This is a genomic window from Pectobacterium araliae (assembly GCF_037076465.1).
GTDB lineage: Bacteria > Pseudomonadota > Gammaproteobacteria > Enterobacterales > Enterobacteriaceae > Pectobacterium > Pectobacterium araliae.
In genome coordinates this window covers 2,949,924-2,971,902 of sequence record NZ_AP028908.1, presented here as the reverse complement: position 1 = coordinate 2,971,902, position 21,979 = coordinate 2,949,924, and the positions used below count along the sequence as shown (strand labels likewise).

Sequence of the window (21,979 nt, the reverse complement as noted above, 5' to 3'; positions counted from 1 at the left end):
TGTACACGCCTTTTCGTTTTGAAGTAGAACAGAGATTATTCAAGCGAAGGCGCTTCCAGCGCAACCAATACCAGCAACGCGGCATTCCCACCAAATTCTTTCGGCGCCTGATGAAAAGCCAGTACGTCAGGGTGCTGAGCCAGCCAAAGCGGTGTTTGCTGCTTGAGGATATGTTTGCCGTGTCCGTGCATCACGCAGGCGCAATAAACGTGCTCCCGGCGGCAGGCGGCCAGCAGCGCACCCAGTTCCTGCTTTGCCTGAAGTTGCGTCAGGCCGTGTAAATCCAGAAACAGCTCCGGTGAATAATCCCCCCGCCGTAGTTTCTTCAATTCATAATGGCTGGCACCTGGGCGAACATAGCGCGTCGGGCCTTCTGCGTCCAACTGCGGCTGAAATTCATCCGAAAAATAAAAACTGGCATCAACCTGCTCCTGCAATACCCGTTTGGCGGGCAATTCGCCTATTTTCCTGCGTAGCGGTTTGTGGGTATGGGTATCCTGACGCAACTTTTTTGTGCCAGTGATAGACGTGCGAAAAAGCTGCAATTCGTCGTCATTCAGCGAATATTTATTACTCATCGTTCATTCATCTTGCGTCAACATTCGATCAGTTTACCTTGTCTCCTCGCTGTCGCTAAATAAAAGTCTGTATCAGGGCGCGTTCAGTCGGTTATATCTGCTGATTTGTCGCGGGCTTCATGGCAAACTAAGCGCCAATTTCTTAATTCCGAACAGTCTGCGGAGGACACCCTTGGACAAAATTTTCGTCGATGAGGCCGTCAGTGAACTTCATACCATTCAGGATATGTTGCGCTGGGCTGTCAGCCGGTTTAACGCAGCCAACGTCTATTACGGTCACGGGACGGATAATCCCTGGGATGAAGCCATACAGTTAGTGTTGCCTAGTCTGTATCTGCCGCTCGATATTCCTGAAGATATGTACACGTCCCGTTTGATCACCAGCGAACGGCAGCGCATTGTTGAACGCGTGATCCGCCGCGTCAATGAGCGTATCCCGGTTGCTTATTTGACCAATAAAGCCTGGTTCTGCGGTCTGGAATTCTACGTTGACGAACGTGTGCTGGTGCCGCGCTCTCCTATCGGTGAGCTGATCAATAACTATTTTGACGAGCAACTGCCGAAGGTGCCAAATCATATTCTGGATCTGTGCACCGGCAGCGGCTGTATTGCTATTGCTTGCGCTCAGGCGTTCCCAGAAGCGGAAGTCGATGCGGTGGATATCTCCAGCGATGCGCTGGCGGTGACGGAGCAAAATATTCAGCAGCACGGTCTGGAATACCGTGTGACGCCGATTCGCTCTGATCTGTTCCGCGATTTGCCTGCCATTCGCTATGACCTGATCGTGACTAATCCTCCGTATGTCGATGAAGAAGATATGTTCGATCTGCCGCAGGAATTCCGTTTTGAACCGGAGCTGGGGCTGGCGGCGGGTAACGACGGCCTGGATCTGGTTCGCCGTATTCTGGCTTGTGCGCCAGACTATCTTAGCGACGACGGCGTGCTGATTTGCGAAGTGGGCAACAGTATGGTGCACCTGATCGATCAATACCCAGACATCCCGTTTACCTGGCTGGAATTTGATAACGGCGGTGACGGCGTGTTTATGCTAACCCAGTCACAGCTGGTTGATTACAAAGCGCACTTTAGCGCTTACCGTGATTCGGATAGCTGATAAACCTATTTGCGAAGTGAGGGCGGGAGTAACGGAATAGAAGAGTAAAGCGTTTGCGCCAGGGATGGCGCAATCCGAGCTTACAGGGATGTACTTGCAGCGTCTTTACGATCTATCCGTTACTACCGTTCAACGACCTCTGTCAGCAGCCGTGATTAAACGGTCATAACGATATTTATTCGCCTTACTGTTTAGACGGTAAGGTAGAAACAGAACACATGCGAAGGAGTTGTGATGGCAGGCAACAGTATTGGGCAATTTTTCCGCGTCACTACATTTGGTGAATCCCACGGTATTGCGCTGGGATGTATTGTTGACGGCGTACCGCCGGGGATCCCGCTGACAGAAGCGGATCTGCAACACGATTTGGATCGCCGTCGTCCGGGGACGTCTCGCTATACAACGCAGCGCCGCGAGCCCGATCAGGTCAAGATTTTGTCTGGGGTGTTTGAGGGCGTGACAACCGGAACCAGCATTGGCTTGTTGATTGAAAACACCGATCAGCGTTCTCAGGATTACGGCGCGATTAAAGACGTCTTTCGCCCTGGTCATGCCGATTACACCTATGAGCAAAAATATGGCCAGCGTGATTACCGTGGCGGTGGCCGCTCTTCTGCGCGCGAAACCGCGATGCGCGTTGCTGCGGGGGCGATTGCGAAGAAATACCTGCAACAGCAACATGGTGTGAAGGTTCGCGGCTACCTGTCACAGATTGGCGATGTCACCTGCGAGCTAAAAGATTGGGAACAGGTAGAGCAAAACCCGTTCTTTTGCCCAGATATCGACAAGTTGGAAGCCTTGGATGAACTGATGCGCGCGCTGAAAAAAGAGGGCGATTCCATTGGTGCCAAAGTCAGCGTCGTAGCGGAATCGGTGCCTGTCGGGCTCGGTGAACCGGTTTTTGACCGTCTGGATGCCGACCTGGCTCACGCGCTGATGAGCATTAACGCCGTGAAGGGCGTCGAAATTGGCGATGGTTTTGCGGTTGTCACCAAACGTGGCAGCGAAAACCGAGACGAAATCACGCCGGACGGCTTTCAGAGCAATCACGCTGGCGGCATTTTGGGTGGGATCAGCAGCGGGCAGAACGTCGTCGCGCATCTGGCGTTGAAACCGACCTCCAGCATTATGGTGCCGGGAAAAACGATTAATCGTCAGGGGGAAGCGACTGAAATGGTGACACGCGGACGTCACGATCCGTGTGTCGGGATTCGTGCGGTGCCGATTGCCGAAGCCATGATGGCGATTGTGTTAATGGATCACCTGTTGCGCCAACGCGCACAGTGTGGGGATGTGAACAGTCAGGTTCCTCGCTGGTAAAAAATCATGAAACAAGGGTTAATCGGGGTTCTCGCGCTCGCGCTGAGTGCGCCACTGTTGTCGAACGCTGCATGGGCGAAAACGCCCTGGCAGGAGATCACGCATCCGGTCGCGGGGACGGCACAGGCCATCGGTAGCTTTTCCAATGGCTGTATCATCGGTGCCCAACCGTTGCCGTTGCAGTCGCTGGACTATCAGGTGATGCGTGTCGATCAGCGTCGCTATTTTGGTCACCCCGATCTTCTGGCGTTCATTCAGCGCCTGAGCAACGAGGTCAAGCGCACGACCTCAGGAAATGTGCTGGTAGGGGATATGGGAATGCCTGTTGGGGGGCGCTTCAGCAGCGGCCACGCCAGTCACCAATCTGGGCTGGATGTGGATATCTGGCTACAGTTGCCCAGACAGCGCTGGAGTGAACAACAACTGCTGAAACCGCAACCTATCGATTTGGTTAACGCCAGCGGGCTGAACGTCAACCCGCGCGTTTGGCGACCGGAAGTCACTACGCTGATCAAGACCGCAGCGCTGGATAGCGATGTGACGCGTATTTTCGTTAATCCGGCGATTAAAAAACAGCTGTGTGCCGAAGCGGGTCACGATCGTGACTGGTTACGCAAAGTCCGCCCTTGGTTTGCGCATCGTGCGCATATGCATGTTCGTTTGCGCTGTCCGGCAGATAGCCTGGAGTGTCAGGAACAGAGCGATCCCCCTATTGGCGACGGATGTGGCGCTGAGTTAACCAGTTGGTTCCAGCCGAAGCAGCCGAGTAGCGAAGCCCCAGAGAAAACGACGCCACCACCGTTGCCGCCGTCTTGTCAGGCCTTGCTCGACAGACATTTTACCGCGAGATAACGAGTAAAGATGGATTGGTTAGTGCTTGGGCCAGACATGCTGGCCGTGCTGTTTTTTGTCGGGGCATTGGCAGGGTTTATTGATTCGATTGCGGGTGGCGGTGGGTTATTGACGATCCCAGCCTTGCTGGCGGCAGGGCTATCCCCGGCACAGGCGCTGGCAACGAATAAGCTTCAGGCTGTCGGGGGTTCCTTTTCGGCCAGCCTGTATTTCATTCGTCGTCGCGCGGTGAATCTGGGCGAGCAGAAACTGGCTATTGCGCTGACGTTTGTCGGCTCAACCTTTGGTGCCTGGTTGATCCAACAAATTCACGCTGATTTTTTGCGTCAGCTATTGCCGTTTCTCATTATCGGTATCGGTCTCTACTTCTTATTAACGCCCAAAATTGGTGATGAAGACCGCCAACGTCGGTTATCGCCGTTGCCGTTTGCGATTGTGGCAGGCGGTTGCGTCGGCTTTTATGATGGCTTCTTCGGCCCCGGCGCTGGGTCGTTTTATGCGCTGGCCTTTGTCACCCTGTATGGCTTCAATCTGGCAAAAGCGACGGCGAACGCCAAAATCCTGAACTTTACCTCTAACTTCGGTGGGCTGTTGTTTTTTATACTCAGCGGAAAAGTGGTCTGGGTCGTCGGGGGCGTGATGCTGGCTGGGCAAATCCTCGGTGCGCGGCTTGGTGCCAAAATGGTGATGACGAAAGGGCAAAAGCTGATCCGTCCTATGCTGGTGCTGGTTTCTGCCATCATGAGCAGCAAGCTGATTTATGACAGCCATGGGCATGCCATTGCTGCCTGGCTGGAACAGCTTTTATGAAAAAAATTTTATGATAACAACAGATAACATGACAACGACGCACCATTATCAACAACTGATTGATATTTTTAATGATTGCTTTGGTGATGAATACAATACCCGTCTGGTAAAAGGCGACGATGAGCCCATTTATCTGCCAGCGGATGATGAAATTCCGTATCACCGTATTGTGTTTGCTCACGGTTTTTATGCCAGCGCGTTGCACGAAATTTCTCATTGGTGCATTGCGGGCGCACAGCGGCGTTTGCAGGTCGATTTCGGCTACTGGTACTGCCCAGATGGCCGTGATACGGCGACGCAAAGCCAGTTTGAAGTGGTGGAGATCAAACCCCAGGCCTTCGACTGGCTGTTCTGCGTCGCGGCGGGCTTTCCGTTTAACGTCAGCTGTGACAACCTAAATGGCGACTGCGAGCCGGACCGTATTGATTTTCAGCGGCGTGTGCATGCGCAGGTGATGCAGTATCTGGAAGAAGGGATACCTGCGCGTCCAGCAAGCTTTATTCACGCGTTACAATCGTTTTACAATACGCCCCCGCTGACGGCGGCGAGCTTCCCGTATCCAGCCGATCTGTGATGCGCAGGAAATGCAAAAATTTGAGGATAAGAAATGATCGCAGAATTTGAAACGCGCATTCTGGCGCTGATTGATGACATGGTAGAACATGCCAGCGACGACGAACTTTTTGCTGGCGGCTATTTGCGCGGTCATCTGACAGTGTCAGTCGCAGAAGCGGAAGAGAACGGGGAACACTCGCTTGAAGCACTGCGTGTACGCGTTAGCGACAGTATTAATCACGCGATCAAAAACGGTGAACTGTCACCGCCGGATCAGGTACTGGTTAACGGGATGTGGGAACGGTTGTTCCAGCAAGCTCAGAATAGTACGCACTGATTTTCAGGTGTGCTTATTATGAATCTGTCAGTGTTGGTTTTACGTGCTGGTTTAGTCAAGCCAGCACATTTTCTTCCTCATTAATCCTGATTTACAGGCTTACCCTTCAGCAGTTTCCTTATCCAGAAACGATTCGGATTGAGCGCGGCGAGCGTGTCGCGATCCAGCGGCAGGGGTTCGCCATAGATTTGTGAAGCCAGGATTTCCGCCGCGAGTGGGGCGGAGCACAGGCCGCGTGAACCTAACGCACCGATGATAAACAGATCCTGCCAATAGGGCGCGCTTGGCACGGCCTCGGCACGGTGCTGTGGATGCAGCAGAACCTCATAGTCTGCCAGCGTTTGTTCATAGTCTGGCACTGCGCCTAATAGCGGCAGGTGGTCGCGCAGCGCGCAGCGGACGCCTTGGCGAGCTTGTGCATCGTTGACATCGACTGTTTTAGCCCACTCGGCGTTGGGCAAACAATTCAGCAGGCGTTGACGGTTATCCTGCTGTTCTTCCTCCCGGTATTCACAATGTGTTTCGCCCCGTAAATAGCTTGCTCCGATGCAGTGCGTTTGATGTTGCGGACTCACGGGCGTCAGATAGCCGTCGTAGCACAAGACCTGTTTAAGCTTCCCCAACACCGGGTTGGTCGGAATATGGCTGACCTGCCCGCGTACGGCGTAGGCGGGTAAATGGCGGGTTTGTGGCCAGTCGGTAATGTGATAACCATTTGCCAGCACTACGACCGCATGATTTACCTGCTGGCCAGTGCTCAGGGTGAGCGCCCAGCCGTTACCCGTTTTCTCCAGATCGGAAACGGCAGTATTCATCTGCACCGACAGGCCGAGTTGCTGTGCCAGCTTCAGCGCCGCGGCTGTCAGTTCCGCCGGACACAGCCATCCGCCGTCAGGATAAGTGATGCCGTTTACGCTGGGATTCAGGCCGCTCTGCTTTTCCAGTTGCTGTGCATCCACGCTGACGACCAGCTCTTCCGGCCATTCCCCTTGCAGAATCTGTTCGATTTTACGCGCACTTTTTTCATCCCAGGCGAGCTGGCTGACGCCGCACCACTGATGCTCAAACTCCAAACCCTGCTGCGCCAACGCGGTGTAACTGCGGTGAGCAAAGTCAAAGGCGAGGGAGAAAAAACGGGACACCGCATCGTGCCGATTATTCAGCAGAGGATACAGTGCGCCCTGGCGATTGCCGGATGCGCCCGTGGCAGGCTGTGACTCCGCACAGTAGAGCGTGACGTTTGCACCGCGACGTTGCAGTGCCAGTGCGGTGAGTACGCTGGCGATGCCGCCGCCGATAATCGCAATATCGTCAGTCGTGCTGGCCGCAGGGCGTGCATACCACGGCGTCGGCGAGACGATGGGAAGTACATCGGGAAGGATGCCGCTCAGCATTTCACGTTTCTGCCCGAATCCTTTGATTTTGCTGACCTGAAACCCTGCCTGTTGCAGACCGCGACGAACAAAGCCTGCGGCGGTAAAGGTGGCGAATGTGCCTTCTTTACGACACAAGCGCGCCATCGCTTGAAACAGATTATCGGTCCACATATCTGGGTTTTTGGCGGGCGCGAAACCGTCCAGAAACCAGGCGTCGACCTGATGATTCTGGCTATCATCCAACTCAGGGAGTAAGGCGTTAACGTCACCGAACCACAAATCGAGCGTGATGCTGCCTTGTGCCAGAATCAGACGATGGCAACCCGACAGCACTAACGGCCACTGCTGGCGCAGTTCATCGGCGAATTCTGCTAGCTCCGGCCACTGTGCGTGTGCGGCAGCCAGATCGTGCTGCCGCAGGGGGAATTTCTCGAAGCTGATGAAATGCAGGTGTCGCAATGTCGCCTGCGGGTGCTGTTGACGAAAGAGGGAAAAGGCTTGCCACAGCGTGAGAAAATTCAGACCCGTGCCAAAGCCGGTCTCTGCTACCACGCAGGCTGTGCGCGGGTGCGTGGTGAAGCGCTCTGGAAACTGATTGCCTTTTAAAAACACATAACGGGTTTCGGCCAACCCATCCTGATTCGAAAAATAGACGTCATCAAACTGTTGCGATACAGGTGTACCCTGAGCGTTCCAACTTAACGATGCATGTTGTATGGGAAGGTTAGCCACGGCAAAAGCTCATTATTCAAGTGATGATGAGATTTTAACGAGCTGAAGATCGTGGTGCAAATTTAGCAATATTTCGCGCTAGTTCGGCTGATCGGACTTGTTCAGCTTACAACTGTACGCTAAAGTGCGAAGCGAAATCCCAAACTCTATAAGTGGAAGAAGAGGTATTAAATGAAACGTGCAGTGATTACTGGCCTGGGGATCGTATCGAGCATTGGTAATAACCAGCAGGAAGTTCTGGCATCATTGCGGGAAGGCCGCTCGGGTATTACTTTCTCTCAAGAGCTGAAAGATTCCGGTATGCGTAGTCACGTCTGGGGGAATGTCAAACTGGACACCACTGGCCTCATCGATCGCAAAGTTGTGCGTTTTATGAGTGATGCTTCGATTTATGCTTACTTATCCATGGAGCAGGCGATTCAGGATTCTGGGCTGTCTGATGAGGTTTATCAGAATAACCCGCGTGTTGGCCTGATTGCCGGTTCCGGCGGCTCTGCGCGTTATCAGGTATTTGGTGCGGACGCCATGCGCAGCCCACGTGGCCTGAAAGCGGTTGGCCCTTATGTGGTGACCAAATCCATGGGTTCTGCGGTATCTGCCTGTCTGGCAACGCCATTCAAAATTCACGGTGTGAACTACTCCATCAGCTCTGCCTGCGCGACCTCCGCACACTGCATCGGTAATGCGGTTGAGCAAATCCAGATGGGCAAACAGGACATCGTGTTCGCTGGCGGTGCCGAAGAACTGTGCTGGGAACTGGCCTGTGAGTTTGATGCGATGGGCGCACTGTCGACCAAATACAATGAAACGCCAGAAAAAGCCTCTCGTACCTATGATGCCGAACGCGATGGTTTCGTGATTGCAGGCGGTGGCGGTATGGTTGTGGTAGAGGAATTGGAACACGCTCTGGCGCGCGGCGCACATATCTACGCGGAAGTCGTCGGTTATGGCGCGACGTCTGACGGCGCGGATATGGTTGCTCCGTCAGGTGAAGGCGCGGTGCGTTGCATGAAGATGGCGATGCAAGACATTGACACGCCGATCGACTACATCAACACGCACGGTACGTCTACGCCTGTGGGGGATGTGAAAGAACTGTGGGCGATTCGCGAAGTCTTCGGTGACAAGCTTCCGCCTATTTCTGCGACAAAAGCGATGACGGGGCACTCTCTGGGGGCCGCTGGTGTTCAGGAAGCTATTTATACGCTGTTAATGCTGGAGCACGGCTTTATTGCACCGAGCATTAACGTGGATACGCTGGATGAACGTGCTGAAGGCATGAACATCATTACGGAAACCACTGAACGTGAACTGAAAACCGTTATGTCTAACGGCTTTGGATTTGGTGGCACTAACGCCGCACTGGTAATGAGAAAACTCGATAAATAATCGATTTTTCACCCGGCTAAACAAAAACCCCGCAGGCGCAAGCCGCGGGGTTTTTTGTTGTTGGCCGTAGTGAAGATCCGCTTGCTTTAATGGGATAGGTTTTTAGATCAACACCCAAAACAGAAATGCCGCGACGCAGGTGCTGACAATCACCAAAAACATCGGCTTATGAAACAGGGATTGCCAACTGAGCGGTAGCGAGGCAATCAGAGTGTTAAACAGCGGATGCAGCAACGATGAGGTGGTCGTCCAGTCCGTTTCCTGTGAACGTTGGATGCGCTGGGTAAACAGGAGCGTCAGCAGATCGCTGACCTGCATCGGCGTCAGCGGAGTTTGTAATCCAATATTGAAGCGATTCTGCGTGTAATCCATCAATAAGTGCTGTTCCTGCGCGGTCAGAGGCTGTTGTAGCAGCGCCTGCAATGGGGCAAGGTTCGTGGAAAGTAGGGCGTTTTGTGTTGGCTGTGGCTGTGATGATAGCGTAGTGGTTGATGCCGAATTTGCGTTTGTCGCGTTAGCTGTATTGGTGGTGTTGGCTGTCAGCGGTTCTGACGATGCATCCGCTGTGCCTGAATTTGTCGGTGCTCCCTGTGGTGTTGGCGAGGTGGCGCGCAGCAGCGTCTGCGTCTGTTGTAGCTCAACCTGTGCTTGCAGGAACTGCGTGATCAGCGACAGATGTTTGAACGGGATGACGTCGCCTGGGCTAAGATTCTGCATTATCATCAGATTGTTCAGCACTCTTGCTGGCTGTTCCCCCGTCATGGTCGCTAATCGGGTGACTAACTGATTCAAGCCGCGCTGTTCCGTAGGAGAAAGCGGACGATCGGGCGAGTTGGCGGCCTGAGCGGTTTGCGACGCAGTCGCTGATGCCGTTGACTGCGGAATTTGCCCGTTTTGCAGCAGCGTAACCACCTGCTGTAGCTGCATTTTATTCAGCGAGCTTAGCGTGGTGCTGCCGAACTGTTGCTGGATGAAATTGCTGACCGCCTGACGATTATTTCCCTGAGACAGCATATCTGTCAGGCGCTGAAGCCACTGTTGACGTCCACCGCTATCTTGCGCCTGCGTTAAGCGCGTCTGGAGTATCTGCTCGGCAGGCTGGTAGTGGCGGGACAGCAGTTCATTATTTTCTGCCAGTCCTAACCCTTGTTTTACCGTCGTCCAGACTTCCGCTGCCTTTGATGTGGTCAGCGCAGCAACTTTGAGTACCAGATTTTCCAGCGTCGTGCGTTGTGCCAACGTCAGCGGTCGATCGCCGCTGGTGGAACCAGCGGCGTTAGAGGATGCAGATGAGGTTGTCGGCGTAACCGTACGTTCGCCGGGCAGCGGGGCACCTGAGCCGTTTACAGGTTGCATATTGGTTATCCTCACTGCCGTCATGATTGAGATGAATCATAGCAATCTACCGTGATGGCCGATAGTCATGCATCGTCTAAAGCGCACTAATCACTCGAAGTACGTCCTAACGGGACGCGCAAACGCTGGGCGAGGATCACGCCAAGTAGCGTAATGCCCCCACCAACCAGATGATAATGGTGCAAAGGCTCGTGCAAAAAGCTAATCGCGATCATCGCCGTAAAGATCGGCGTCAGGTTCATAAAGATGGCGGCTTTACTGGCTCCCAGACGCATCACCCCCTGAATCCACAAAAAAGGTGCAATGATTGAAGCCATGATGCCAGCGAAAATCACCAGCGGCAGATTGTCGGCATTGAGCTGTACATTGTCCGTCAGCAAAAAATTGGGAATCAGTACCACCACGCCAAAGGCAATTTGTACATAGAGCGATACCCAGTTGGGCAGTGGGATGCTCCAGCGTTTGGTTAGCACGCCATAGAGTGCATAGGACAGCGACGCACAAAACATCATGAATTCACCGGGGCCGATGCCTTGCGCCAGAATCTGTTCGGGATGCCCCTCGCCAATCAGCCAGATAATGCCTGCCAGCGACAGCAGGCTCCCGAGCACGACGCCCAGCGTGGGTGCCACGCGTAGCAGAGGAATGCTGAGCAAGACGGTGAGGAGCGGCACGAGCGATCCCATGATCCCCATCATCACGGCGCTGATCGTGTGCGCGGCGTAGTAAGCCAGACTTTGGTACAACACCATGCCAAGCAGACCCAACACTAGCAGTTTCCAGGCGTGTTGACGAATGACCACCGCATGCTGGCGAAGCGCTGGCAGCATGAACGGCGTCATGACGAGGAACGCAAGAAGCCAGCGATAAAACGAGATAGCGGCCGGGTCAATAACGCTCGCGGAGAGCTTGTTGACGATGACGTTAATTGACCAGATCAGGACGGCGATGGTGGGAAATAGGGCGTTCAACGTTGGTTTTCTCATAACGTACCAGACGGAAAACGCACGGGCTGCCAGTCTGGTCGATAAAATGGGGCAAGTGCGGCAATGGCAAACAACATAGCAGAGCTACATAAGGACTATCAACCCGGTATGTTCTTCAACGGGGTGTGGCTTTGCATATAACTTGCCGTTTATCGAGGGAAATACAGCGACGTGAACCGATGGCGGAAAGGGATCGCATCGTAATTGCCTTGGGTTTCTGCCCCATTCGGTGGCAAAATATCTCCCCGCTTTTTTGGCGGGCTACAGGTTACCGGAGAAGAGAATGAAGATTCTGGTTGATGAGAATATGCCGTATGCCCGCGAGCTTTTCAGCCGTTTGGGTGACGTTCAGGCCGTACCAGGACGCCCTTTGCCGCGCGATCTGCTGGCAGGTGCGGATGCACTAATGGTGCGGTCGGTCACGAAGGTGAACGCGGATCTGCTGTCTGGTTCGGCGGTAAAATTTGTCGGCAGCGCGACGGCAGGCACCGACCACGTCGATGACACCTGGCTTAACGCCAATGGTATCGCGTTTTCTGCCGCCCCCGGCTGTAATGCCATTGCGGTAGTAGAATACGTGTTTTCTTCTTTGCTGATGCTGGCTGAACGTGATGGTTTTCAACTGCGCGATAAAACGGTCGGTATTGTCGGTGTGGGGAATGTTGGCAGACGTCTGGATGCACGCCTGAAAGCCTGGGGTGTGAAAACGCTGTTGTGCGATCCGCCGCGAGCCGATCGCGGTGATGCAGGCGATTTCCTGCCGCTGGAAACGCTAGTGCGTGACGCGGACATTCTGACGTTGCATACGCCGTTGTACCTCGACGGGCCGTACCGGACGCATCATTTAGTTGATGCCAACGTGCTAAGTGCGTTTGCGGACGGGCGTATTCTGATTAACGCCTGCCGTGGCCCAGTAGTGGATAACGCTGCATTGCTTGAGGCGTTGCAACAGGGCAAAAAACTTAGCGTGATTCTTGATGTGTGGGAACCAGAACCCGCGTTATCGACCGATCTGTTGGCGCGAGTGGACATCGGTACGGCGCACATCGCGGGTTATACGTTAGAAGGAAAAGCGCGCGGCACCACACAGGTTTTTGAAGCCTGGAGCGAGTTTATCGGAATCCCGCAGCAGGTCGCGCTTTCATCGTTGTTACCTGAACCGGACTATGCCGAAGTGACACTAACCGCACCGGTAGATGAGGCGTTGCTAAAACGTCTGGTGCATCTGGTGTATGATGTGCGCCGGGACGATGCGTTGTTGCGCCACGTAGCGCATCAGGAAGGCGAATTCGATCGCCTGCGTAAACATTATCAGGAACGACGCGAATGGTCGTCACTCCATGTTATCTGCGCCGATGCTGACAGCGCAGATTGCCTGAACGCGCTGGGATTCACGGCGTCAGTGCGGGATGCACGTTAACGGTGTTCCTCTGACGACGGTGTTGCGCGAGTATCACACTTTTTATTCATAAACTGACAGACGGCATCACTATCGTCTGTCAGTTTCCTTCATGATTTGTGTTTCATTCAAAATTTGGGAGAGAACCAAATGTCTGACGGCTGGAATATTGCTTTGCTGGGCGCAACGGGTGCAGTAGGCACGGCGTTACTGGAATTATTGCAGGAACGCGAATTCCCAGTGGGTGAGCTGTATCCGCTGGCCAGCGAGCGTAGCGCGGGTGAAACTATACGTTTTAACGGCCAGTCCTGTCTGGTCACCGATGTGGCGGATTTTGACTGGTCGCAGGCGCAGTTGGCGTTTTTTGTCGTCGGTCAAGATGTCAGCGCCCGCTATGCGGAAGACGCTGGGGATGCGGGCTGTTTGGTCATCGATAGCAGCGGCCTGTTTGCGCTGGAACCAGATGTACCGCTGGTGGTGCCTGGTGTGAATACGCATACGCTGGCGGATTATCGTAATCGCAATATCGTTGCGGTAGCGGACAGCCTGACCAGCCAACTGCTGACGGCGATTAAACCCCTGACCGATGCCGCGGGGCTGTCGCGTCTGCATGTCGTCAATATGCTGTCAGTTTCCGCACACGGTAAAGCGGCGGTAGACGATCTGGCTGGGCAAAGCGCCCGTTTGCTGAATGGTATTCCGCCTGAAGAAGGGCTGTTCCCGAAACAGCTAGCGTTTAATCTGTTGCCTTTACTGCCGGATGATGCGGGCAGCGTGCGCGAAGAGCGCAGTCTGGTTGATCAGGTGCGCAAAGTTTTGCAGGATGACGGATTACCGATTTCCGTGACCTGCATTCAATCCCCTGTGTTCTATGGTCACGCACAGGTTGTTCATCTTGAATCACTGCGTCCGCTGTCTGCGGAAGAAGCGCGTGACGAACTGCTCAATGCCGGGAATATTCAGGTGAGCGACGAGCAGGATTACCCGACACAGGTGGGTGACGCTTCTGGCAATGGGCAACTGAGCGTCGGTTGCTTACGTAATGACTATGGCATTCCTGAGCTGCTGCAATTCTGGTCGGTCGCTGATAACGCGCGCTTTGGCGGCGCGCTGATGGCGGTAGAAACGGCTGAGTGTCTGGTGCAGGAGTATCTCGGGTAATGTCGCAAACCACTCAGGCGGCGACGACTCAAGCCACTGCCGTTGCGGAAAACGAACGCGCCCCGCTGAAAATTGCGCTCGGTATTGAGTATGACGGTAGCCAGTATTATGGCTGGCAGCGTCAGAACGATGTCGCTAGCGTACAGGCCTGTCTTGAAAAGGCGCTGAGCAAAGTCGCGGATGAACCGATAGAAGTGTTTTGCGCTGGGCGAACCGATGCCGGCGTTCATGGCACTGGGCAGGTCGTGCATTTCACCACGCAGGCGATCAGAAAAGAGGCGGCCTGGACGATGGGCGTAAATGCGAATTTACCGCCAGATATCGCCGTGCGCTGGGTGAAAACAGTCGATGAAGACTTCCATGCGCGTTTCAGCGCGACGGCACGTCGCTACCGCTATGTTATCTATAATCACCGCTATCGTCCTGCGGTGCTCTCGCATGGCATGACGCACTTTTATCACCCGTTAGATGTGGAGCGCATGGAGCGTGCCGGGCAGTGCCTGTTGGGGGAGAATGATTTCACCTCTTTTCGCGCAGTACAGTGCCAGTCGCGTACGCCGTGGCGCTATGTAAATCATTTAAAGGTTACACGTCACGGTGACTATATCGTGGTAGATATTAAGGCCAATGCGTTTGTTCATCACATGGTGCGCAACATCGTGGGTAGCCTGATGGACGTCGGGTGTGGCAATCGTCCCGAATCGTGGATTGCGGAACTGTTGGCAGCCAAAGATCGCACGTTAGCAGGTGCAACGGCCAGAGCCGAAGGGCTGTATTTGGTGGCGGTAGATTACCCCGCGCGTTTTGCTTTGCCACAGCCTACGATGGGGCCGCTTTTTTTAGCGGATTGATGTTTTTGCTGTAACGAGTGTGCCTTTTGCGTGTTGCATGCGGCCGGATGGCGGTAAATTAAAAAGCCGTGTGCAATGCGTGATAAGGCCGATGCGAGTTAGCGTGCTATACGCAAGGCAACACGGATTGTACAGCTGCCTTGCGTATATCGACCGCGTGCGTTTGATGTACATTCTTGGGAGAAGATGTTGTGGTGGAGTTCATACAGTTTATTATTGATTTTATTCTGCACATTGACGTTCATCTGGCGGAACTGGTGGCGCAATATGGTGTCTGGGTTTATGCCATTTTGTTCCTGATTTTATTCTGTGAAACCGGGTTAGTGGTGACGCCATTCTTACCGGGAGATTCGCTGCTGTTTGTCGCTGGGGCGTTGGCGGCGCTGCCGTCGAACGATCTGAATGTGCATACCATGGCATTTTTGATGATTGTTGCCGCGATTACGGGCGATGCAGTGAATTACACGATTGGACGACTGTTCGGTGAGAAGCTGTTTAGCAACCCGAATTCAAAGATTTTTCGCCGCAGCTACCTGGATAAAACGCATGCGTTTTACGCACGCCACGGTGGCAAGACGATAATTCTGGCACGCTTTGTCCCGATTGTGAGAACATTTGCGCCGTTTGTCGCCGGGATGGGGCACATGAGCTATCGGCATTTTGCCGCCTATAATGTGGTTGGTGCATTGCTATGGGTGCTGTCGTTCACCTATGCGGGCTACCTGTTTGGCGATTTGCCCGTCGTGCAGGAAAATCTGAAATTACTGATTGTCGCGATTATTTTTCTCTCTATCCTACCGGGTATTATTGAAATCGCCCGTCACCGTAGAGCAGCCTCGCGCGGCAATGTGAAATAAGTGAAGTATTTTAACATCCGGTTTGACCAGTTTTTTATCCACAGTCCCGGAACGTTATGGTTTAATGGGCAGCATTTATGGTCTGTTCTTGGGAACACTCTGGGTGCCGATGCCTTTGTACCGCGATTGTCGTGCGGCTCAGGCATTTTTTCATTGGCAATGTTGTCAGGGAATAACATGAACAGCGGACTGGCATTTGCCAGGTTCAAGCAGAAAGGTTATCAATGAGCTGGATTGAACGAATTCTTAACAAAAGCAATATCACACCGACCCGTAAAGCGAACATCCCTGAAGGGGTCTGGACAAAATGTGATAGCTGCGGTCAGGTTCTTTATCGTGCTGAGTTGGAACGCAATTTGGGGGTCTGCCCGAAGTGCGATCACCATATGCGTCTTTCCGCGCGTGCCCGTCTACAGGCTTTTCTGGATAAAGAAAACACTGTCGAGCTGGGAAGCGAACTGGAGCCGAAGGATGTCCTGAAATTCCGGGATTCCAAAAAATATAAAGATCGTCTGGTTTCTGCGCAGAAACAGTCCGATGAGAAAGACGCGCTGGTTGTCATGAAAGGCACGCTTTACGGCATGCCAGTTGTCGTCGCGTCATTTGAGTTCGCTTTCATGGGCGGTTCAATGGCGTCCGTCGTCGGGGCACGCTTTGTGCGCGCCGTCGAGCAGTCATTGGAAGACGGCTGCCCGCTGGTGTGCTTCTCCGCCAGTGGCGGGGCGCGTATGCAGGAAGCGCTGATGTCGCTGATGCAAATGGCGAAAACCAGTGCGGCATTGGCGAAAATGCGCGAGCGCGGCTTGCCTTATATCTCCGTGTTGACCGATCCAACCATGGGGGGCGTTTCTGCGAGTCTGGCGATGCTGGGCGACCTGAACATTGCTGAGCCGAAAGCGTTGATTGGTTTTGCTGGCCCACGCGTTATCGAACAAACCGTGCGTGAAAAACTACCGCCGGGCTTCCAGCGCAGTGAATTCCTGATTGAGAAAGGGGCGATTGATATGATCGTTCGCCGTCCAGAAATGCGCTACAAGCTGGCCACCATTCTTGCCAAACTGACGAATCATCCAGAACCGGGCAACGATGACGTGGAAATCCGCAGCGATGCACCCTCTGAATCATCACAGGATGACGCATAACTGACATGATGGGCTGGGCGTGTGGCATTCGACTACGTTGTTCTCAATGGCGTTGTCATGTGCACGCTCTGCTCGTAATGAACCGTAAGCCAGTGAACGGGACTCATGGATACTCTTCAAATACCTCAAGCCACGTCACCTTTGGTCACGTGGCTTCATTATCTTGAGCACCTGCACGCTCAGGCCATTGATTTAGGCCTGGAACGCGTTAAGCAGGTTGCTGAACATCTCCAACTGCTCCAGCCTGCCGCCACGATTTTTACCGTCGCGGGGACGAACGGCAAGGGAACCACCTGCTGTACGCTAGAATCCATTCTGTTAGCTGCTGGGCTACGGGTTGGCGTGTACAGTTCGCCTCATCTCGTGCGCTATACCGAGCGGGTGCGTATTCAGGGCAACGAATTGTCTGAAGCACAGCATACTCAAGCGTTTTCGGATATCGAAGCAGGAAGAGGGGCGGTATCGCTCACCTATTTTGAATTCGGTACGCTGTCTGCACTGCAACTCTTCAAGCAAGCAAATCTGGATGTCGTCATTCTGGAAGTAGGCTTAGGTGGGCGGTTGGATGCCACGAATATTGTGGACGCGGATGTGTCCGTGGTCACCAGCATCGCGATCGACCATACCGATTGGCTAGGTAACGATCGAGAGAGTATAGGTCGCGAGAAAGCCGGGATATTTCGACAGAATCGGCCAGCCATTGTCGGTGAGCCGGATATGCCAGGAACGATTGCTGACGTTGCCGCTGAGAAAGGCGCGTTGCTGCGGCGCCGTGGTCGCGATTGGGAATTTTCAGTGCAGCGCGAGACGTGGAGCTGGCAGGATAAACAGCGCGAGCTGTCACGGTTGCCGTTACCCAATGTTCCGTTAGCCAATGCCGCTACGGCACTGGCTGCATTACACTATTCTTCACTCAACGTGAGCGAAGAAGCGATTCGTCAGGGCTTACAGCACGCGGCATTACCGGGTCGTTTTCAGATAGTACAAGAATCACCACGGTTGATTCTTGATGTTGCACATAACCCTCATGCGGCGGCGTATCTGGCAAATCGTTTGGCCGGGTTAGCGAAAACCGGAAAAGTGCGTGCTGTTGTTGGTATGCTGGCGGATAAAGATATCGCAGGCACACTGGCCTACTTAATGCCGTTGGTGGATGAGTGGTACTGCGCGCCGCTGGAAGGCCCACGTGGTGCAACGGCACAACAGATTGCCGAGCACCTTACGCGCAGCCAGTCGTTCCCCAATGTTGTTACCGCCTGGCAGCAGGCGATGTCCCAAGCGACGGAACAGGATATCGTCATTGTGTGTGGATCTTTTCATACGGTAGCGCATGTGATGGAAGCGCTGGATGAGGAGAAGGCGAATGGCGAGTAAATTTCAGAATCGATTGGTTGGCACGGTCATTCTGGTCGCGCTGGGCGTGATCGTCTTACCCGGTCTGTTGGATGGAAAGAAAAAGCACTACGAAGATGAGTTTGCATCGATTCCGCTGATCCCCAAGCCGGGCGACAGCAATGAGATGGAATCTCTGCCTGCGCTGAACCCGTCGTTGCCGAACCTGCCACCGGAAGGGGCGGAAGCGGCGATGCAGAACAGCCCGGAAGCCGAAACGCCAGAAACTAAGTTACCTGAAAATAAGGCACCTGAAAATAAGGCACCTGAAACTGGCACATCGCCACCATCATCTCGCTCAGGTGCAAATACGCCAGCCATGACGGCACCGCCGGTGGTGGTTGAGCGTCCGCCAATTCAGACGCCAGCGCCGGTGACGCCGAAGCCTCAGCCAAAACCTGAGGTGAAGCCTGAAGTGAAGCCGAAGCCAGAGCCTAAACCAGAACCCAAGCCGGAAGTGAAACCGGACACTCAGCCGACGCAGCAAGCGCCTGTCGGGCAGGCCTATATTGTGCAGCTTGGCGCGTTGAAAAATGCGGATAAGGTGAACGAGATTGTCGCTAAGCTTCGTCTCTCTGGTTATCGCGCGTATACCGTGCCGTCAACGCCAGTTTCAGGACAAATCACCCGTATTTACGTGGGGCCGGATGCCTCGAAGCAGAAGCTGGAGTCTTCCCTGAGCGAACTGCAACAGTTGAGTGGGTTAAACGGGCAGGTGCGAGCACATTCGGTTCGCTGAGAAACCGATAGGTAGTAGAATCAGGCATGACGGATTGTTGGTTTTTCGCCTGATTATCTATCGGTGAAATCGGCGGAAATACGCTACGCAAACGTTTTCTTTTTCTGTTAGAATGCGCCGCGAACAGGATGACGTAGCGGCTTATCGGTAGCATCGTTCATTATTAGGATAGTTCATGGTTTGGGTTGATTACGTCATTATTGGCATCATCGGATTTTCGGCTCTGGTTAGCCTGATCCGGGGGTTTGTTCGCGAAGCGCTGTCGTTAGTAACCTGGGGATGTGCTTTTTTTGTTGCCAGTCATTACTACGCCTACCTCGCGGTCTACTTCACCCGTTTTGATGATGAACTGGTGCGTAACGGCATTGCGATTGCCATTCTGTTTATTGCAACGTTGATTGTGGGAGCTATCGTCAACTATGTGATTAGTTCACTGGTTGAACGTACCGGATTATCCGGCACCGATCGCGTTCTGGGCATCTGTTTTGGTGCGCTGCGTGGGGTGCTGATCGTTTCCGCACTGCTATTCTTTCTGGATACGTTCACCGGTTTTTCACAAAGTGATGACTGGAAGCAGTCCCAGTTAATCCCGCAGTTCAGTTATATTATCAGGTGGTTTTTTGACTACCTGCAAAGCACGTCAAGTTTCTTGCCGCAGCATTTATCGCTGCGGTAGCGCTGATGAGGAAAAGACACCATGTGCGGTATTGTCGGTATCGCCGGTTTTACACCGGTCAACCAATCGATTTATGACGCGTTAACGGTGTTGCAACACCGTGGGCAGGATGCTGCGGGTATTGTAACCATCGATGCCTTTAATTGTTTTCGCCTGCGTAAGGCCAATGGCCTGGTGAAAGATGTGTTTGAAGCGCGGCACATGCAACGCTTACAGGGAAACATGGGGCTTGGCCATGTGCGCTATCCGACTGCGGGCAGTTCCAGTGCCTCGGAAGCACAGCCTTTCTATGTTAACTCGCCGTTCGGCATCACGCTGGCGCACAACGGTAATCTGACAAACGCCCACGAACTGCGTAAAAAGCTGTTCGAGCAGGAGCGTCGTCACGTTAACACCACGTCTGATTCTGAAATTCTGCTGAATATTTTTGCCAGAGAGCTGGACCGTTTCCAACATTATCCGCTGGAAGCCGATAATATTTTTGCGGCCGTTGCCGCAACGCACCAACAAATTCGCGGTGCCTATGCCTGTGTTGGCATGATTATCGGTCATGGCATGGTGGCATTCCGTGACCCTAATGGGATTCGTCCTCTGGTCATCGGTAAACGTGACCTGGAAGATGGCCGCAGCGAATACATGGTGGCGTCAGAAAGCGTCGCGCTGGATACCTTGGGCTTTGAATTTTTACGCGATGTGGCGCCGGGAGAAGCGATCTACATTACGGAAAAAGGGCAGTTGTTTACCCGCCAGTGCGCAGAGAATCCAAAGAGCAACCCGTGCCTGTTTGAATATGTCTACTTTGCTCGCCCGGACTCTTTCATCGATAAAATTTCGGTCTACAGTGCACGTGTTCGCATGGGTCAGAAGCTTGGTGAAAAGATTGCGCGCCAGTGGGAAGATCTCGATATTGATGTCGTGATCCCGATTCCTGAAACCTCTTGTGATATTGCACTGGAAATCGCGCGTATTATCAACAAGCCGTATCGTCAGGGATTTGTGAAGAACCGCTATGTTGGCCGCACCTTTATCATGCCGGGACAGCAAGCGCGTAAGAAATCGGTACGCCGTAAGCTGAACGCCAACCGCGCAGAATTCCGTGACAAGAACGTGCTGCTGGTGGATGACTCCATTGTGCGTGGTACAACGTCGGAGCAGATTGTGGAAATGGCGCGTGAAGCAGGAGCCAAGCGTGTTTATCTGGCCTCGGCGGCACCGGAAATTCGCTTTCCTAACGTGTACGGCATCGACATGCCGAGCGTCAATGAACTGATTGCCCACGGTCGCGAAGTTGATGAAATCTGTAAGATTATTGGCGCAGATGAGCTGATATTCCAAGATCTCGACGATCTGATCGATGCCGCGCGTGAAGATAACCCGGATATCGCTCAGTTTGAATGTTCGGTGTTCAATGGGATTTATGTGACGAAGGATGTCGATCAAGGCTATCTGGATTATCTGGAAGTCTTGCGCAACGATGATGCCAAAGCGCTGCGTAGCCAGAATGAAGTCGAAGATCTGGAACTGCACAACGAAGGTTAACGGCGAGTTGTACGTTAAGGCAGGTTGATTGAAGGGGGAGGGCGCGAAAGTGTCTTCCTTCTTTTTTTGTATTTGGAAAACATCAGTATAGAGAAAATCGGGTTGTATATAGAAAACATCGTTTCGGTGCTTGTCCTTGCTTATCGCTAGTCAATGCGGCAAAGTTTGCGCAGATGATTTTTCCGCGTTTCTGCTGACGCGGCTAGCCAGAGGCAGTAATAATGAAGCGACTCATTGTAGGGATTTCCGGTGCCAGCGGTGTCATTTACGGTATCCGACTGTTACAGGTGTTACAGACGCTGGAAGGCATCGAAACCCATCTGATCATGAGCCAGGCAGCTCGTCAGACATTAGCGCTAGAAACAGATTTTAGCCTGCGTGACGTACAGGTGTTAGCTGATGTGGTGCATGACTCGCGTGACATTGCTGCCAGTGTCTCTTCGGGGTCGTTTAAAACGGCGGGTATGGTGATTTTGCCCTGCTCAATAAAAACCCTCTCTGGGATTGTGCACAGCTATAGCGACAATCTATTGACCCGCGCAGCCGATGTGGTGTTGAAGGAACGTCGTCCTCTGGTGTTGGGCGTGCGCGAAACGCCGCTGCATTTAGGACACTTACGGTTGATGACCACTGCCGTTGAGCTGGGTGCGATAATCATGCCGCCGGTTCCCGCGTTTTATCATCGCCCAGAAAGTGTGCAGGATATTGTCGATCAAACGGTAAATCGTATTTTGGACCAGTTTGATATCGACCTGCCAAAAGATCTCTTTATTCGCTGGCAAGGCGCGTCGTAGCAGGATAGATGCCGATACGCACTC

Annotated in this window: 21 protein-coding genes; 17 read left to right on the top strand and 4 right to left on the bottom strand. The window is 53.4% G+C overall.

What is annotated here, in order from left to right; all coding sequences use genetic code 11:
- Positions 1-35 precede the first annotated feature (35 nt).
- On the bottom strand, positions 36-578 hold the full coding sequence (smrB, locus tag AACH44_RS13485; protein WP_261847956.1) for an endonuclease SmrB: 543 nt from the start codon (positions 576-578) through the stop codon (positions 36-38).
- Between the two features lie 172 nt (positions 579-750).
- Between smrB and prmB the strand changes: the two genes are divergently transcribed.
- The 6 genes from prmB to AACH44_RS13455 all read left to right on the top strand — a co-directional run bounded on the left by prmB (position 751) and on the right by AACH44_RS13455 (position 5,566).
- Entirely contained in the window at positions 751-1,692 is a 942-nt protein-coding gene (gene prmB / locus AACH44_RS13480) for a 50S ribosomal protein L3 N(5)-glutamine methyltransferase (protein ID WP_261847957.1), read from the top strand.
- A 234-nt stretch (positions 1,693-1,926) separates the two neighbouring features.
- Positions 1,927-3,012 (top strand): chorismate synthase, encoded by a 1,086-nt coding sequence (gene aroC, locus AACH44_RS13475; RefSeq protein WP_261847958.1) that lies wholly within the window; start codon positions 1,927-1,929, stop codon positions 3,010-3,012.
- 6 nt (positions 3,013-3,018) lie between these two features.
- Positions 3,019-3,864: a penicillin-insensitive murein endopeptidase gene (gene mepA / locus AACH44_RS13470; protein WP_261847959.1), complete on the top strand. Its 846-nt coding sequence runs from the start codon at positions 3,019-3,021 to the stop codon at positions 3,862-3,864.
- Positions 3,865-3,873: 9 nt separating this feature from the next.
- Positions 3,874-4,674, top strand: coding sequence for a sulfite exporter TauE/SafE family protein (locus AACH44_RS13465; RefSeq protein ID WP_261847960.1), 801 nt, complete (start codon positions 3,874-3,876; stop codon positions 4,672-4,674).
- A 28-nt stretch (positions 4,675-4,702) separates the two neighbouring features.
- Positions 4,703-5,248 carry an elongation factor P hydroxylase gene (locus AACH44_RS13460; protein ID WP_261848082.1) on the top strand — a complete coding sequence of 182 codons (546 nt, stop codon included), beginning with the start codon at positions 4,703-4,705 and terminating at the stop codon, positions 5,246-5,248.
- 33 nt (positions 5,249-5,281) lie between these two features.
- Positions 5,282-5,566 carry a YfcL family protein gene (locus tag AACH44_RS13455; RefSeq protein ID WP_261847961.1) on the top strand — a complete coding sequence of 95 codons (285 nt, stop codon included), beginning with the start codon at positions 5,282-5,284 and terminating at the stop codon, positions 5,564-5,566.
- An 80-nt stretch (positions 5,567-5,646) separates the two neighbouring features.
- Here the strand turns inward: AACH44_RS13455 and mnmC are convergent, their stop codons facing one another.
- On the bottom strand, positions 5,647-7,674 hold the full coding sequence (mnmC, locus tag AACH44_RS13450) for a bifunctional tRNA (5-methylaminomethyl-2-thiouridine)(34)-methyltransferase MnmD/FAD-dependent 5-carboxymethylaminomethyl-2-thiouridine(34) oxidoreductase MnmC (protein ID WP_338659283.1): 2,028 nt from the start codon (positions 7,672-7,674) through the stop codon (positions 5,647-5,649).
- Positions 7,675-7,845: 171 nt separating this feature from the next.
- Here mnmC and fabB point away from each other — a divergent pair, with 171 nt between their 5' ends.
- Positions 7,846-9,063 (top strand): beta-ketoacyl-ACP synthase I, encoded by a 1,218-nt coding sequence (fabB, locus tag AACH44_RS13445; protein WP_261847963.1) that lies wholly within the window; start codon positions 7,846-7,848, stop codon positions 9,061-9,063.
- A gap of 102 nt (positions 9,064-9,165) precedes the next feature.
- Here fabB and flk read toward each other — a convergent pair whose 3' ends face one another.
- Positions 9,166-10,419 (bottom strand): flagella biosynthesis regulator Flk, encoded by a 1,254-nt coding sequence (gene flk / locus AACH44_RS13440; RefSeq protein ID WP_261847964.1) that lies wholly within the window; start codon positions 10,417-10,419, stop codon positions 9,166-9,168.
- A gap of 86 nt (positions 10,420-10,505) precedes the next feature.
- Complete coding sequence (locus AACH44_RS13435; protein ID WP_261847965.1) at positions 10,506-11,405, bottom strand: DMT family transporter; 900 nt, start codon at positions 11,403-11,405, stop codon at positions 10,506-10,508.
- A 283-nt stretch (positions 11,406-11,688) separates the two neighbouring features.
- Between AACH44_RS13435 and pdxB the strand changes: the two genes are divergently transcribed.
- The 10 genes from pdxB to AACH44_RS13385 all read left to right on the top strand — a co-directional run bounded on the left by pdxB (position 11,689) and on the right by AACH44_RS13385 (position 21,955).
- Positions 11,689-12,825 carry a 4-phosphoerythronate dehydrogenase PdxB gene (gene pdxB, locus AACH44_RS13430; RefSeq protein ID WP_261847966.1) on the top strand — a complete coding sequence of 379 codons (1,137 nt, stop codon included), beginning with the start codon at positions 11,689-11,691 and terminating at the stop codon, positions 12,823-12,825.
- A 129-nt stretch (positions 12,826-12,954) separates the two neighbouring features.
- Entirely contained in the window at positions 12,955-13,965 is a 1,011-nt protein-coding gene (locus AACH44_RS13425; protein ID WP_261847967.1) for an aspartate-semialdehyde dehydrogenase, read from the top strand.
- A complete protein-coding gene (truA, locus tag AACH44_RS13420; protein WP_261847968.1) occupies positions 13,965-14,816 on the top strand; it encodes a tRNA pseudouridine(38-40) synthase TruA in 852 nt (283 codons plus the stop codon). The genes AACH44_RS13425 and truA overlap by 1 nt, the downstream gene beginning before the upstream one ends.
- A 194-nt stretch (positions 14,817-15,010) precedes the next feature.
- Positions 15,011-15,673 (top strand): DedA family protein, encoded by a 663-nt coding sequence (locus AACH44_RS13415; protein WP_261848083.1) that lies wholly within the window; start codon positions 15,011-15,013, stop codon positions 15,671-15,673.
- A 224-nt stretch (positions 15,674-15,897) separates the two neighbouring features.
- Entirely contained in the window at positions 15,898-16,815 is a 918-nt protein-coding gene (gene accD, locus AACH44_RS13410) for an acetyl-CoA carboxylase, carboxyltransferase subunit beta (RefSeq protein ID WP_005969895.1), read from the top strand.
- Positions 16,816-16,920: 105 nt separating this feature from the next.
- Positions 16,921-18,189 (top strand): bifunctional tetrahydrofolate synthase/dihydrofolate synthase, encoded by a 1,269-nt coding sequence (gene folC, locus AACH44_RS13405; protein WP_261847969.1) that lies wholly within the window; start codon positions 16,921-16,923, stop codon positions 18,187-18,189.
- On the top strand, positions 18,179-18,946 hold the full coding sequence (gene dedD, locus AACH44_RS13400) for a cell division protein DedD (protein WP_261847970.1): 768 nt from the start codon (positions 18,179-18,181) through the stop codon (positions 18,944-18,946). Before folC ends, dedD begins: the two co-directional genes overlap by 11 nt.
- Positions 18,947-19,121: 175 nt before the next feature.
- Positions 19,122-19,622, top strand: a complete 501-nt coding sequence (gene cvpA / locus AACH44_RS13395) for a colicin V production protein (RefSeq protein ID WP_005969889.1) — start codon at positions 19,122-19,124, stop codon at positions 19,620-19,622.
- A gap of 21 nt (positions 19,623-19,643) precedes the next feature.
- Entirely contained in the window at positions 19,644-21,161 is a 1,518-nt protein-coding gene (purF, locus tag AACH44_RS13390) for an amidophosphoribosyltransferase (RefSeq protein ID WP_261847971.1), read from the top strand.
- Between the two features lie 221 nt (positions 21,162-21,382).
- A complete protein-coding gene (locus AACH44_RS13385; protein ID WP_261847972.1) occupies positions 21,383-21,955 on the top strand; it encodes a UbiX family flavin prenyltransferase in 573 nt (190 codons plus the stop codon).
- Positions 21,956-21,979: the final 24 nt, after the last annotated feature.

Bases quoted from the DNA above. Each gene is read 5' to 3' on its own strand.
- cvpA (WP_005969889.1), top strand. From the start codon at position 19,122: ATGGTTTGGGTTGATTACGTCATTATTGGCATCATCGGATTTTCGGCT.
- fabB (WP_261847963.1), top strand. From the start codon at position 7,846: ATGAAACGTGCAGTGATTACTGGCCTGGGGATCGTATCGAGCATTGGT.
- aroC (WP_261847958.1), top strand. From the start codon at position 1,927: ATGGCAGGCAACAGTATTGGGCAATTTTTCCGCGTCACTACATTTGGT.
- AACH44_RS13465 (WP_261847960.1), top strand. From the start codon at position 3,874: ATGGATTGGTTAGTGCTTGGGCCAGACATGCTGGCCGTGCTGTTTTTT.
- purF (WP_261847971.1), top strand. From the start codon at position 19,644: ATGTGCGGTATTGTCGGTATCGCCGGTTTTACACCGGTCAACCAATCG.
- AACH44_RS13460 (WP_261848082.1), top strand. From the start codon at position 4,703: ATGACAACGACGCACCATTATCAACAACTGATTGATATTTTTAATGAT.
- truA (WP_261847968.1), top strand. From the start codon at position 13,965: ATGTCGCAAACCACTCAGGCGGCGACGACTCAAGCCACTGCCGTTGCG.
- smrB (WP_261847956.1), bottom strand. From the start codon at position 578: ATGAGTAATAAATATTCGCTGAATGACGACGAATTGCAGCTTTTTCGC.
- folC (WP_261847969.1), top strand. From the start codon at position 16,921: ATGGATACTCTTCAAATACCTCAAGCCACGTCACCTTTGGTCACGTGG.
- pdxB (WP_261847966.1), top strand. From the start codon at position 11,689: ATGAAGATTCTGGTTGATGAGAATATGCCGTATGCCCGCGAGCTTTTC.
- AACH44_RS13435 (WP_261847965.1), bottom strand. From the start codon at position 11,405: ATGAGAAAACCAACGTTGAACGCCCTATTTCCCACCATCGCCGTCCTG.
- flk (WP_261847964.1), bottom strand. From the start codon at position 10,419: ATGCAACCTGTAAACGGCTCAGGTGCCCCGCTGCCCGGCGAACGTACG.
- accD (WP_005969895.1), top strand. From the start codon at position 15,898: ATGAGCTGGATTGAACGAATTCTTAACAAAAGCAATATCACACCGACC.
- AACH44_RS13425 (WP_261847967.1), top strand. From the start codon at position 12,955: ATGTCTGACGGCTGGAATATTGCTTTGCTGGGCGCAACGGGTGCAGTA.
- AACH44_RS13385 (WP_261847972.1), top strand. From the start codon at position 21,383: ATGAAGCGACTCATTGTAGGGATTTCCGGTGCCAGCGGTGTCATTTAC.
- dedD (WP_261847970.1), top strand. From the start codon at position 18,179: ATGGCGAGTAAATTTCAGAATCGATTGGTTGGCACGGTCATTCTGGTC.
- mepA (WP_261847959.1), top strand. From the start codon at position 3,019: ATGAAACAAGGGTTAATCGGGGTTCTCGCGCTCGCGCTGAGTGCGCCA.
- AACH44_RS13455 (WP_261847961.1), top strand. From the start codon at position 5,282: ATGATCGCAGAATTTGAAACGCGCATTCTGGCGCTGATTGATGACATG.